Raw genomic sequence first — 13412 nt, forward strand, 5'->3', positions numbered from 1 at the left:
GCAATAATTGTAAAAATAGCTACGCCTAATGGTGGAGCTATTTTTTTTGTTAGATTGCAGGTGTATATGATTGTTACGAATTAAAAATGAATTTCATATTATACATATAATGGAGGGGATGTACATGAAGGAGCAATATAAAATCATTGTTTTAAGTGATGAATTATCAGGGGATAGGATTCGAAATACGTTAGACAAAAATAAATGTAAAACAATAGTTCATGTTGTGGACGTTTCAGATGTTGTTCGTATAGAAAGTTCTTTTCAATATATAGTCATTTGGAGAGGGGACGCAGAAAAACTTACAAATGACTTGATAAATAGGGGCGTGCAAAGTTCAAAAATTATTAATTTAACAAAATACATGTATGAATGGAAGGATAAATTAATTTCTATCTATCAAATAAATCCGGATCTTATGTCTTTATACATTTCTATGAAAAAAGCAAAGAGTGATCCGACGTATGAATTGTTTGCTACCGGTTTGTCTTATCCGCATTGTGGCATAAGTACGGAGCTTCTCTCAAAAAAGTCAATAAAATTAACACTTCCATCGCAAGATCTATACTATGATTATTTAATAGCGTCACAACTTTTATCAAACAATCATTCATTTCAATATTGTTTAATAGGAATAGCCTATTTCTCGTTTTACTTTGATATGTCGTTATCCTCCGAATCATATAGAATTCACAAAGTATATTATCCATTGTTTCAAGATGGTCATCATACTGTAGTTCACTCTCCTCTACCCACTGATGGATTCTCACATCTAAATACTCCGAAACCACTTCTTTCTATTTTTAATTTGCATTTTGAATATATTTTATTAGATGAACTAAAAGATGAATCATTGATACTGCCTTGGATAAATGCTGAGTGGAATACCACTCCTCTTCACATTCCTTTTGAAGAACACGGGAAAATAAGAGCAGCTTCACATGCTAAATTGTCGTACCCTCATACTTTAGTTGAAAATAAAATGATTTTTAAAAAATATTTAGATTTACTGTTAAAAAATGATATAAAGCCACTAATTGTTGTGTTCCCTGTTACTTCACATTATTTCAATTGTAGTAGTAAAAAATTAAAAGAAGATTTTTATAAAGTTATAAATGATTTTCAAACTCAATATTCTTTTCAAATTATAGATCTATTTGATTCGCCATTATTTTGTGACGATGATTTTTATGATAGTGATCATATGAATAAAAAAGGTGCAAATAAAATGTCCGCATTATTAAATATGTTTATTCAGGAACGAAAAGTATGATAATTTGTTTCATGTTTGCATAAAAGTATATAGGCTCCATACAGTTAAAGTAATGTGATTTTTGTGTCGCGTATATAAATAATATGCGAAGAGGTGAGAGAGTTAAAATGAGAACTCGTATTGAAAGAACTGAAGAGGTGGTAGAGCAACTTCCGTTGGTAAGTGTATTAATTCCTACGTATAATCGTCCTCGTTACTTTGAAAAGGCGCTATGTAGTGTGTTAGAACAAACGTACCCTAATATAGAAATTATAGTTGGAGATGACAGCACGAATGATGAAACAGAAAAAGTGTTACAAAAATACTTATGTGATCATTCAAATATTATTTATATAAAAAATAGATCAACTCTCGGACAATTTGAAAATGCGCTAATGTTATTTAATGAAGCGAACGGTGAATATATAAATTTTTTAATGGATGATGATGTATTTCATGTGAATAAAATTGAAAAAATGATGAAGTATTTTTTCGATGATTTAGATAATGAAATTAAGCTTGTAACATCTCATCGTCAAGTCATTGATGATAAAGGGAAAGAGCTACGACATATTTATTCGACTGTCCGTTTATTTGAAGAGGATACCATTATAGCGGGAACAGAATTAGGAAATAAGGTAATTGTGGATCAAAAAAATTATATTGGAGAACCGACAACAGTTTTATTTCGTAAAAATGATTTACAAGAACCGTTTGGGATTTTTGATAAGAGGCGGTATTTATGTAACGTAGATATAGCTTCATGGTTATCTTTATTAAGTAAAGGAAAAGCTGTATATATAGCAGAGACACTTAGTTACTTTCGATTACATCCAGATCAACAGTTAAATGAATCTAATAAAATGATGGATGGGTTAGAAGATTTTTCACACAGTATTATAGCAGGAGAACAATATGGTTTCTTATCCACTGAAAAAGAGTTAGACAAAGCGATAACTAATTTTCTAGATTATGCAAGAAGGATAGTTCCATCATCAATATTATATACATTAGACTATTACCAAAAAATTAGAGCGAAGAAAATAAACATAGAAAAGAAAAAACAACATATAAATAATAATTCTTCTTTACCGAAAGTAAGTATACTTATTCCTGCATACAATAGACCTTATTACTTGGAATTAGCACTCAACAGCGCTTTGAATCAAACATATGAAAATATTGAAATTATTATTTCTGACGACAGTACAAATAATGAAGTCAATGCTATGATTCAACCGTACTTACGTGAATATGAGTGTATTACATATGTTAAAAATGAAACGCCGTTAGTTGCCGAAAACTTTAATAAGTGTGTAGAACTTGCGGATGGGGACTATATAAACTTTTTATTAGATGATGATTTATTTCATCATGAAAAGATCGAGAGAATGATGCAATACTTTTTGACGTTAGAAAATATTTCATTTGTGACGTCATATCGTGAACTGATTGATGAGAATGGAGAGATATTACCACCTTCAACATTGAATATGAAAATCGCGAAAGAAACTACACTTTTTGAAGGAAAAGAATTAGGGAATTATATGTTAAAAAACTTGAAAAATGTAGTTGGTGAGCCGACAACTGTTTTGTTTAATCGGAATTTGTTTGACGGGAAGTTTGGATATTTTAAAGGAAAGGCTTATTCTGCTATTAATGACATTGCAACTTGGCTAGATATGATGAGGAAAGGAAAAGTAGTTTATATACATGAACCTCTTAGTTATTTTAGACAGCATAGTGGACAAAATCAAAAACAAATGCATTTTATTTTAATGACAATTGAAGAGTGGATTGAATTAATTATAGATGCATATAATAGTGGGTTTTTAAGCTCCGAAAGTGAGTATAAAGAGAGTTTATCTTATTGTTTAGAAAATGCGGGATTTATAGTTAAGGATGCAGTAAGAAATGGCGAACTAGATCAAATTTATAATGAAAAGATAAAAAAAGGCTTAAACAAGTTAGTTGCTCATATGTTCGAGAAAGAATGTTGTTATTGTCAATATTGCAATCAACAATTTGAAAAATTTTCACCTTGGCCAGCACATTATGATTTTCCGAAATATAAATTTGAGATGTGGAATAAAGATACAGGGATATGTCCAGTTTGTAATTCGATGGATCGTGAAAGATTGTATCGTGCGTACATTGAAACGGAAACGGACTTGTTAAATAGAAACCATACAATGCTTCATATTGCACCTGAAGCGAAGTTAAGAGATTGGTTTAACGAGTATAAAAATATTACGTATGTATGTGGTGACTTAGAACCAAAGGATCCATTAATGAAGGAAATTGATGTTACAAGGATTACATATGATAGTAATACTTTTGATGTAATATTATGTAGTCATGTGTTAGAACACGTTCCTGATGATGACAAAGCAATGCGAGAGTTATATAGAGTGTTAAAGCCAAATGGATGGGGAATTATTCAAGTACCAATCGTAATGAATGTAGATTTTATTGTAGAGAATGAATTAATTGTAACACCACAATTGAGGAAACTAGCTTTTGGTCAAGAAGATCATGTGAGAATTTATAATCAATCGGGATTTATTCAACGATTAATGAATGCAGGATTTAAGGTAGAATTATATAACATAGCAGAAAAACAAGGAATGAAAAGTGCTAGGAAATTTGGATTATCTGAAACAGATATGCTCTATATTGTCCGAAAATGATAGGAAGGAATAGATAGATATGGAGAATATTCCTTTTTTACGTGCTTCAACTGTACCTGTAAGTGAGTATTTGGACGAATTGAAGGAAATTGATACATCTCACATATATACGAATTATGGACCTATAAATCAACGTTTTGAGGAAACAATTATGTCGTCATTTTTTCAAAACAGGGGAGCTGTTACAACAGTAGCAAACGCAACGTTAGGGTTAATGGCGGCTATTCAACTAAAGAAAAGAAGAAAGGGAAAGTATGCTCTCATGCCTAGCTTTACATTCCCTGCGACTGCCTTAGCCGCTATTTGGTGTGGATTGGAACCTTACTTTATTGATATTTCAATAGATGATTGGTATATGGATAAAACGGTACTTTTGGATAAGATAGAAGAATTAAAAGAAGAGGTTGCGATTGTTGTCCCGTACGCCACCTTTGGATCATGGATGAACTTAGAAGAATATGAAGAATTAGAGAAGAAGGGGATTCCGGTTGTCGTAGATGCGGCGCCGGGATTTGGATTAATGAATGGAGGGATGCATTACGGTCAAGATTTTAGTGGAATGATCGTATATAGCTTTCATGCAACAAAGCCGTTCGGAATTGGTGAAGGAGGGCTCATATATAGTAAAAACGAAGAAGATATACAACGTATTAAAAGAATGGGGAATTTCGGATTTGATAAAAATCGTGAATGCACGATGATGGGGTTTAATTGTAAAATGTCTGAATACGCAGCAGCTATTGGGATTGCGACTATAAAAAAGTGGGATCAAAAATTAAAAGAACGCACCCGTATTTCTGAATGGTATAAACAGTTGTTACAAAATACTGGGCTAATGAAAAAAGGGTGGAATGTCCAAAAGACAGAAGCAGTTATTCACCAATTTATGCCTATCATTTGTCCAGAAGAAGTTCGCAACATACAAGTAATAGAAGAACTGAAAAAACAGAAAATAGAAGCTAGATTATACTTTTCACCATCTTGCCACCAACAAGTTCTTTTTAAAAACTATAAGTCTACAGATTTAACAAAAACGAATAAAATAGCAAAACGAATCGTAAGTTTACCTTTATGGGAAGGAATGACGAAAGAACTAGTAGAGCAAATTGTAATCTGTTTAGAGCAGAAGGTGGTGTCGGTAGATGAATAGTTTTTATAGTCAAGAAGAACTAAAGAAAATTGGATTTTTATCTGTTGGGAAAAATGTATTGGTTAGTAAAAAAGCAAGTATATATAATCCGAGTGCTATATCAGTTGGCAATCATGTAAGAATTGATGATTTTTGCATTTTAAGTGGTAAAATCACAATTGGAAGTTATTCGCACATATCAGCGTATACAGCGTTATATGGAGGGGAAGTTGGGATTGAAATGCATGATTTTGCAAACATCTCAGCTAAAACAATCGTATATGCAGTACTTGATGATTTCAGTGGAAATACATTAATGGGGCCAACCGTCCCGAATCAATATAGGAATGTGAAAGCAGAAAAAGTTATTTTAAAAAAACATGTGATTATTGGTGCTAATTCTATTATTTTTCCAAATGTAACGGTAGGAGAAGGAACGGCAGTCGGCGCGATGAGTATGGTAAAAGAGAGTTTAGATGATTGGTATATTTACGCTGGAGTTCCCGTAAGGAAAGTAAAACCTCGTCAAAAAAAGATGCTAGAGTTAGAAATTGATTTTTTAAAAAGCATTCATTCTTAACAAAAAAGAATGAATGCTTTTTATTTTTATCCCGCTATTTGCTGGTAAAGATTCGACTGGTGAGGGCTAATTAAAGTTTCACTTTATGATAGAGCGGAGTGTATCTTAACTTATTATGTTTTAAATTTTGCTGACCAAGGCAATACTGAGCCATAGTGAATGTAAAGTTGGAGGGCGAGCGTATATGTTTGATGAGGATGGGATTGTTTTAATTATGGAACCAGCTGATGAAAGAAACTTGAGGAGATTTATTTTTTCAGTGCCAAAGTCAGTGTATGAAAAGAAGGGGCTTACATTACACTATGGAACAGCTATAGGACAAGGATATATGGATATAATTGAAGATATTATAAGCGTACATATAGAAATAGATGTTGTAACGATAATAGGGCATGTAAGAGGATAAATAGCTATTTGAAAAAGGTTATAAACAATTTAGCTAGAAGTTATGTATAGAGAAAATTACAGACAATGATAAAGACGAAGGGAGTCTAAAATGAAAATAAAATCAATTTTATTAGTATTTATAGTTTCAATTGGTTTAATGGGATGTTCAATAGTGGAAGAAGGAAAGAACTCCATAGATTATGCTCAAAAGGCGACAGACTATGTAAATGAAATAAGTGCATTTGCAAACGATGCACCAGCATTAGCAGAAAAGGCCGTTAATGATAGCGAGGCTCGAAAAGAATTAGAAACGAAGCTTAGTGAAATTAAACAAGATATACCCGCATTCAATGAATTAACGCCACCTGATGTAGCAAAGGATCTTCATCAACAAATCGTCGGATATAACGAAAAGTTAAATACGTTAATTGATACGGCGATGACAAAGATAGAAGAAGGAAAAGTGGATGTAGAGCAATTTAAAAACTCAGAGCTTATGCAGACGGTAGATCAAGTTCGAGATTTGAAAGATAAGGTGCAAAATTTAGGTCAATAGTAAAAAGCTCCGTTTGTGATAAACGGAGCTTTTTATTATTGGATACAATAAACGATTACACCAACGATAATAATAGCTGCACCAAGTAAATGATTCCACTAAATCGTATCTCCAAATAGAAATACTGACCAAAGCATTGACCATAGTATAATAATCCCGCGATGTGAATATGCTTTTGAAATTTCGAAATGTTTAATTACTTGTTGCCATAACATTGCATATCCGAATAAAAGTACAACTAGTCCGAAATAAGTAACAAAAATTAGGTGGAAGCAATTGGGAATTGAGCTGCCCATTTCATGTAAACCATAATGATAGAATATATCAAAAAGCTACATGTAAAAATACATAATTTTTAATAGTTGGTTTCATTTATTCACTCTCTTTTGCATATAAATATATATTTATACCTAATTTTTCTAATAATAGATATTGGAACCTATTTTGTTTAATCTTTCACATTCCAAATTACATAGTATCATGGCTTTTATTGTAAAACAATAGAAGCCATGCATTCATTTTTTCCAAGGTTCTATAATATGTATCGTTTTATTTGTTGCATCCATCTCTACTTGAACACCAATAGGCATGGTGATCATTGGATGTGTATGGCAACAATCGAAGTCAGCTAGAAAAGGAATTCTTTGATTTTGAAGTACTTCTAACAGTATTTCAAAAGGTTTTCGATTTGTACCACAATCATCAAATTGCTCATGTTTTCCAAGAATGATACCTGAAATTTTATCGAATACACCGTTAATTTTAAGGAATGAAAAGCTTCTTTCGATAGTAGCTGCATCTTTTGAACTGTCCTCAATAAAGAGAATATCGCCTTCTTGAATATGTGGCATATAGGGGCTAGCCCAAATTCCTTGTATCGTGTTTAAATTCCCGCCAATAATACGACCAGTAGCTTTTCCGTCAATTACTGAAATCCAATTGTTTGGTCGAAGTTCTTTCTCCTTCGTCTTTTCTTCCCAATTAATAAATTCATCTGACCAAAATAATGGTTGTTTTATATGATAAGGAAGAGATTGATCATGTAGTAAAGTTTCTGCAAAATATTTGTATGTACAATTAACAAAAGGTTCAAATTCGCCAAAGGAAGGGACGAGAGCTGGCCCATAAAATGTAGGGATTCCTGTTTTAGCATAAATTCCTAGTAATAAAGCAGTTGCATCTGAATATCCAATCATTATTTTAGGGTTATTTAGAAAAGCATCATAATCAATATAAGGTAATATTGAATTTGAATTCATCCCACCAATTGTTGACATAATACAAGAAATATTAGGGTTTCTTATCAAGGCATTTAGTTCATCAGCACGCTCTTGTATACTACCAGAACGATAAAAATCATATCGACCTGTTAATGAACCTTCTAATATATGAAACCCTTTCTGTTGTAAGTAAGATTTTGCTCGTCCGAATCTATTTGGGGAAGTGTAGGTTACTGGTGAAGAAGGAGAGTAGATCCCAATTGTGTCTCCATATTTTAATGATTTTGGAAGTAGCATTTGTATGAATCCCTTCTATTAAATAGTTTATTTACAAGATTTTATTGTTGAATATTCTTATATTTCAGTATTATTAGTGTAACATAAACAAATTAAAATAATAATTACTGTATATGAATAAATATACTTTTTACCTTGACTGTATAAAGGAATTGTTGTTAAGGTTAAATGTGAGTGTATAAAAGGTTTGCTAAAGGAGTTTTGAAATGAATCGGTTAAAATGGGGAAGGATGACAGTCCTATTAGTCATTATTTTAGGGATATGTTGGTTCTTATTCCAAGGAAATCAAAAGAGCGTAGCGAATGTAGAAGGACAACCTTTGCAAGTGGCAGAACTACCTAAAGCAGGATTTACTGAAAAAGTAGTCCCGCCAAAGTACATCCCACCAGAAATTAACGCAAAAGCGGCTATGATTATCGATGCGAGTGATGGAGATATTATTTATCAATATAATGAAAATGAAGCTTTTGCACCGGCTAGTATGTCTAAGATGATGACAGCGTATCTCCTACTAGAGAGTATACATAACGGGAAAGTTCGCTGGGAAGATCCAGTTAAAATGAGTGCGAAGGCGGCACAAACAGAGGGAGCGAGAATCCCAGTACAAGTTAATGACACATTAACTGTTAAAGATTTATATCATGCATTAATGATTGAGTCAGCTAATAATTCAGCTGTGGCTTTAGCAGAACATATGGCAAAATCGGAGAAAGATTTCGTTCAGCTTATGGATGCAAAAGCGAAACAGTTAAAAATGTCGGAACATGCTAAATTTGCAAATGCTTCTGGATTACAAGAGCCAGATGGAAGTGAAACAAAAATGACGGCTGGTGATGTAGCACAATTGGCGTATCATCTTATAAAAGATTATCCGGAAATATTAGAAGTGACTCACTTACGTCAAAGTCAGCTAGCATTTAATAATATTAATGTTATAAGCACAAACGACATGTTAAATAAAAATAATAAAAGTTTATATATAGAAGGAATGGATGGACTAAAGACTGGATTTACAGATAGCGCAGGATACTGTTTTACGGGGACTGCAAAGCAAGGTGATAATCGAATTATTACAGTGGTCATGGGGACATCAAGTAAAACAAAACGTTTTACAGAGACAAATAAGTTAATGTCGTATGCATTTGGATTAGTTAATTAAGTAAAATACGAATCTAGATCGCTACATAAGTAAGACTGTTTGTTGTTACTAATTTTAGATAACAACAAACGGTCTTTTTATTTTAACTTTAAAAAGGAAAAAGATTCTAAATACAAGTGTTATCATTTGAGTTTATTTGTTGCTGTGATATTATAAAGTTATAAGCTTATTAATAATAAGTTTGAGGGGCGTAATATGACATATACATATGAAATAGCCTCAATTGAAAATTGGAGGGAATTATGATGGCAAAAGATTTTTACTCAGCAATTGAAGACAGAAGATCTATTTATGCAATTAGTAAAGAGCAAGTAGTTTCTGATGAAAAAATTCAAGAAGTGATTTATCATGCTGTAAAACATACACCTTCAGCTTTTAATTCTCAAAGTGCTCGCGTTGTTGTTTTATTAGGAGAACAACATGATAAATTATGGGATATTACGAAAGAAACATTAAGAAAAATTGTACCTGAAAATAACTTTGCACCTACTGAAGAAAAAATGAATGCATTTAAAAGTGGTTATGGAACGGTTTTATATTTTGAAGACAGTGAAGTTGTGGAAGGCCTTCAAGCAAACTTTGCATTATATAAAGATAATTTCCCAACTTGGTCTCAGCAATCATCAGGAATGTTACAATTTGCAATTTGGACAGCTTTAGAAATTGAAGGGTTTGGTGCTACGTTGCAGCATTACAATCCGCTAATTGATGAAGAAGTGAGAAAAGAGTGGGATGTTCCAGCAAATTGGAAGCTCACTGCGCAAATGCCATTTGGTAAACCGGTAGTACATGCTGGTGAAAAAGAATTCCAACCGTTAGAAAACCGTGTGAAAATTTATAAATAAAATAATTTGATAAAAGGTGAACAGGAATATAACCTGTTCACCTTTTTTATACGTAATAAGGGTTTTTTTGTCCAGCATTTTTCATCTGATTTTTTAATTCATTTTTACGTATTTCAATAGCTGATACTTTTTGTAATGTTATCATTGAAACGAATTGAATAAAAGCATAGTATAGCTCTATATTTTTTTGTATTGGATCATCTATTATATTTCTCACAAATATGCCTCCTCTTTTTATTCCAATAAAATTCCGCATTAATGGGTAGCCCGAGTAGTGAGGGTTAATAATTAGCGGGGGGATAAAACCTTTACTAATTAAAGTTTTATTATGATATATAATACTATGATTATCCTATAAATTCCATTATCGGAAAAGAAAACAGTTGGTATAGTGTGTGTTTTCTTTAAAGGAGAAATGGTTTTTGTGAAATAAATCTTACAATTCGTCAAATTATTTCAAAATTGTAGATAGTATAGAAATTTAGTTTTCTAAAAATATTATACTATTGATAAATAGAGTGATTTTTGTCATGATGAAAGTATACTTCATGTAAGGAGCTTTATAAGGAAATACATAATGTGGTTTGTATTAGGTTAATAGAATTTTTTATAGAAGATAGAAAAGGGATGTTTTATATTGAGATATTAAATGAAATGTCGAATTTTCATGCGATATATAAGAAATTTGAAAAAATCATTGCAAAAACACTATAATTAATGATAAAGTTCACATGAAGTTCACACGGATTTCACTTTGTTCATTTAAAATGAACTCTGTGTGAAAAATAAAACTCTTGCTAAAAAATGGAACTGGATGAATATTTTACTTTGATAATATTGTAAAGTATTAAAGTTTTAAGTTTTTTTTAAGAGGATAGTAGGGAAAGGAAGTAAAGACAACTTATGAAAAAAGTAATTGCAGGTTTAGCAGCAGCTTCTGTAGCTGGCGTTGCAGTTCCAGGAATGGATTCTGCTCATGCACAAGTTTCAAATGAAGCGCTAAAAGAAATTAATGGACAAACTCAAACTCAAACTCAAACGACTGTAACTGAAACAAAAACTGTAGAAACAACTTCTGAATTAAAATACACAGTAACTGCTGATGTATTAAATGTTCGTTCAGGTGCTGGTACAGGACATAACGTTATTTCTAAAGTGAAATCAGGTCAAGTGCTACAAGTAGTTGGACAAGAAAACGGTTGGTTCAAAGTAAACGTAAATGGTCAAACAGGTTATGTAAGTGGTGACTTCGTAACGACTGGTGGCAAAACAGGAACGACTGTTCAACAAGGAACAGGTACTTACACAGTAAACGTTTCTTCACTTAACGTACGTACAGGCCCAAGTACATCTCATACAGTATTAGGTTCTGTAAACAAAGGTAAAACAGTACAAGTTGTAGGTGAAGTACAAGATTGGTTTAAAATCAACTTCAATGGTGGAACTGGATACGTAAGCAAAGACTTCGTAACAAAAGGTGGTTCTGCTGTATCTAACCAAACACAACAACCAACTACAAACAACAATACTACAACAGTTCAAACTGGTGGTTCTTATGTTGTTAACACTGGTGCTTTAAAAGTACGTACAGGCCCAGCTACATACAACGCTGTAATCGGTGGAGTAACAAATGGTAAAGTACTAAACGTTACTGGCGCTGAAAATGGCTGGTACAAAATTAACCATAACGGCCGCACGGGTTACGTAAGTGCAGACTTCGTTAAGTTTGTAAAAGGCGGAGTAAACAACGTTACAAATAACAATAACAATAACGTTACAAATAACGTTCAACAACCAGGTAAAGACGTACAAAAACCAACAACAGGTGGAGATACATCTTCAATCGCTGGATTCGCTAGATCTTTAAATGGTTCACCATACAGAACTGCTGGTACAACACCTGCTGGTTTTGACTGCAGTGGATTCATTCACTACGTATTAAATCAAACTGGTCATAAAGGCGCTCGTCAAACAGTTGCTGGATACTGGAGCTCTAAAACAAAAACTAGCAATCCACAACCAGGTGATTTAGTATACTTCCAAAATACTTATAAATCAGGTCCTTCTCACATGGGTGTTTACTTAGGAAACGGTCAGTTCATTAGTGCAGAAACAGATGCAACTGGTGTACGTATTAGTTCTGTAAGTAACTCTTACTGGAGCAAGCATCTATTAGGTTACACAAAAGCATACTAAGAAAAAGTAGTTTTATATACTTTTCGTATAGAGAAAAGGCTTTCCAAGGAAACTTGGGAAGCCTTTTTATAGTTGTATAAATTGGAAGTTTAATAGTTTTTATTTTAAATTTCCATTTAAAAATCGATCATATAAGTCATGGAAATAGTTAGGACGAAATAAGTTCGCTGCATGTCCTGCTAAAGGTATTTCCTTATATAGAACGTTAGGTAAAATAGATTTCAAATCAAATAGACAAGATTTATAGAGATGATCATGCTCTCCCATTACCCATAGTATAGGGTGAGGAAGTGATTTTAATTTAGACTTTAAATCGAATTCTAACCGATGTCGTAATGACTGGGCAATAATGGATGAATGTAATTGTAATCCGAAACGGTAGTAAATATTTCTTGAAATGACTGCAAACGGATTTGCTTTTAGTATACCACTTGGAAAAATAGTATTTGCGTATTGAGAGAGCCATTTAGAGTATTCATCCCCTCGCTTCTCCCAAAAATTTTGGAAGACGCTATATAAGCGAGAAGGGTTATTGTAATGTCCTCCAATATGACAAATACTTAATACTTTTTCTGGATGCATTTGTGCAAAAATTGTAGAGATGTAACAGCCGTAACTTAGCGCACAAATATGAGCTTTTTTAATACCTTCTTGTTCATATAAGTTTAATAATTGATCTACGAGACGCTGTAATGAAAAGTCGATTGCTTCTCCTTTATCATCACCGTGACCTAATAAGTCATAAGTTATAATGTTGTAAGAGGCAGAAAATCGTTTTTGCTCCTTTTTGAAGGCGCGACGATTGCCAACTAATCCATGAATAAAAATAATTGTTTCCTTTTCAGAATGTATATTTGTTTGCAAAAAGGATACTCCTTTCACTAACTGGAGATTTATATCGTGTTTTAAATTATTTATCTATAATTCACATAGAATAATATTAAGTACCAGGTAATAATATCAGATGTTTATATCTGTTGTAAAGATGAGTTTTTATGTATATTTTGTAAAAATAGAAAAAGTGTGTTTACATTCAGTTTACATTTGTATCGTATTCTAATTTTAGAAAGAATAGTTTGGTTTAACATGAGGAGATGAAC

At 32.5% G+C, this 13412-nt stretch carries 12 protein-coding genes and 1 pseudogene; 9 read left to right on the plus strand and 4 right to left on the minus strand.

The features are described from left to right. The first annotated feature begins 124 nt into the window (after window positions 1-124). From AC1Q51_RS00955 to AC1Q51_RS00980, 6 genes are all read left to right on the plus strand, one after another. A complete protein-coding gene (locus AC1Q51_RS00955; RefSeq protein ID WP_000664248.1) occupies window positions 125-1273 on the plus strand; it encodes a hypothetical protein in 1149 nt (382 codons plus the stop codon). 107 nt (window positions 1274-1380) lie between these two features. After that, complete coding sequence (locus AC1Q51_RS00960) at window positions 1381-3942, plus strand: glycosyltransferase (protein WP_492331318.1); 2562 nt, start codon at window positions 1381-1383, stop codon at window positions 3940-3942. 19 nt (window positions 3943-3961) lie between these two features. After that, a complete protein-coding gene (locus tag AC1Q51_RS00965; protein WP_078993415.1) occupies window positions 3962-5092 on the plus strand; it encodes a DegT/DnrJ/EryC1/StrS aminotransferase family protein in 1131 nt (376 codons plus the stop codon). Next, window positions 5085-5651 (plus strand): acyltransferase, encoded by a 567-nt coding sequence (locus tag AC1Q51_RS00970; protein ID WP_001084185.1) that lies wholly within the window; start codon window positions 5085-5087, stop codon window positions 5649-5651. The genes AC1Q51_RS00965 and AC1Q51_RS00970 overlap by 8 nt, the downstream gene beginning before the upstream one ends. Before the next feature lie 184 nt (window positions 5652-5835). After that, on the plus strand, window positions 5836-6057 hold the full coding sequence (locus AC1Q51_RS00975; protein ID WP_000459099.1) for a hypothetical protein: 222 nt from the start codon (window positions 5836-5838) through the stop codon (window positions 6055-6057). Between the two features lie 90 nt (window positions 6058-6147). Continuing rightward, window positions 6148-6594: a DUF6376 family protein gene (locus AC1Q51_RS00980; RefSeq protein WP_000695203.1), complete on the plus strand. Its 447-nt coding sequence runs from the start codon at window positions 6148-6150 to the stop codon at window positions 6592-6594. 101 nt (window positions 6595-6695) lie between these two features. On the opposite strand, the pseudogene AC1Q51_RS00985 reads toward AC1Q51_RS00980, so the two are convergent. Both AC1Q51_RS00985 and AC1Q51_RS00990 read right to left on the minus strand, forming a co-directional pair. Next, window positions 6696-6966, minus strand: a pseudogene (locus AC1Q51_RS00985) (hypothetical protein); the annotation flags it as partial. A 143-nt stretch (window positions 6967-7109) separates the two neighbouring features. Further along, window positions 7110-8111, minus strand: coding sequence for a S66 family peptidase (locus tag AC1Q51_RS00990; protein ID WP_090976228.1), 1002 nt, complete (start codon window positions 8109-8111; stop codon window positions 7110-7112). Window positions 8112-8317: 206 nt separating this feature from the next. Here AC1Q51_RS00990 and AC1Q51_RS00995 point away from each other — a divergent pair, with 206 nt between their 5' ends. Further along, entirely contained in the window at window positions 8318-9271 is a 954-nt protein-coding gene (locus AC1Q51_RS00995) for a D-alanyl-D-alanine carboxypeptidase family protein (RefSeq protein WP_001080881.1), read from the plus strand. Window positions 9272-9513: 242 nt separating this feature from the next. After that, window positions 9514-10116, plus strand: coding sequence for a nitroreductase family protein (locus AC1Q51_RS01000; RefSeq protein ID WP_002093949.1), 603 nt, complete (start codon window positions 9514-9516; stop codon window positions 10114-10116). Between the two features lie 46 nt (window positions 10117-10162). Here AC1Q51_RS01000 and AC1Q51_RS01005 read toward each other — a convergent pair whose 3' ends face one another. Next, entirely contained in the window at window positions 10163-10333 is a 171-nt protein-coding gene (locus AC1Q51_RS01005) for a hypothetical protein (protein WP_063547083.1), read from the minus strand. A gap of 686 nt (window positions 10334-11019) precedes the next feature. On the opposite strand from AC1Q51_RS01005, the gene entFM reads away from it, so the two are divergent. Continuing rightward, window positions 11020-12312, plus strand: coding sequence for an enterotoxin EntFM (gene entFM / locus AC1Q51_RS01010; protein ID WP_098289385.1), 1293 nt, complete (start codon window positions 11020-11022; stop codon window positions 12310-12312). A 99-nt stretch (window positions 12313-12411) separates the two neighbouring features. Here the strand turns inward: entFM and AC1Q51_RS01015 are convergent, their stop codons facing one another. After that, window positions 12412-13176, minus strand: a complete 765-nt coding sequence (locus AC1Q51_RS01015) for an alpha/beta fold hydrolase (protein WP_023521720.1) — start codon at window positions 13174-13176, stop codon at window positions 12412-12414. Window positions 13177-13412: the final 236 nt, after the last annotated feature.

The sequence above is a fragment of the Bacillus sp. MT94 genome, from assembly GCF_058792475.1.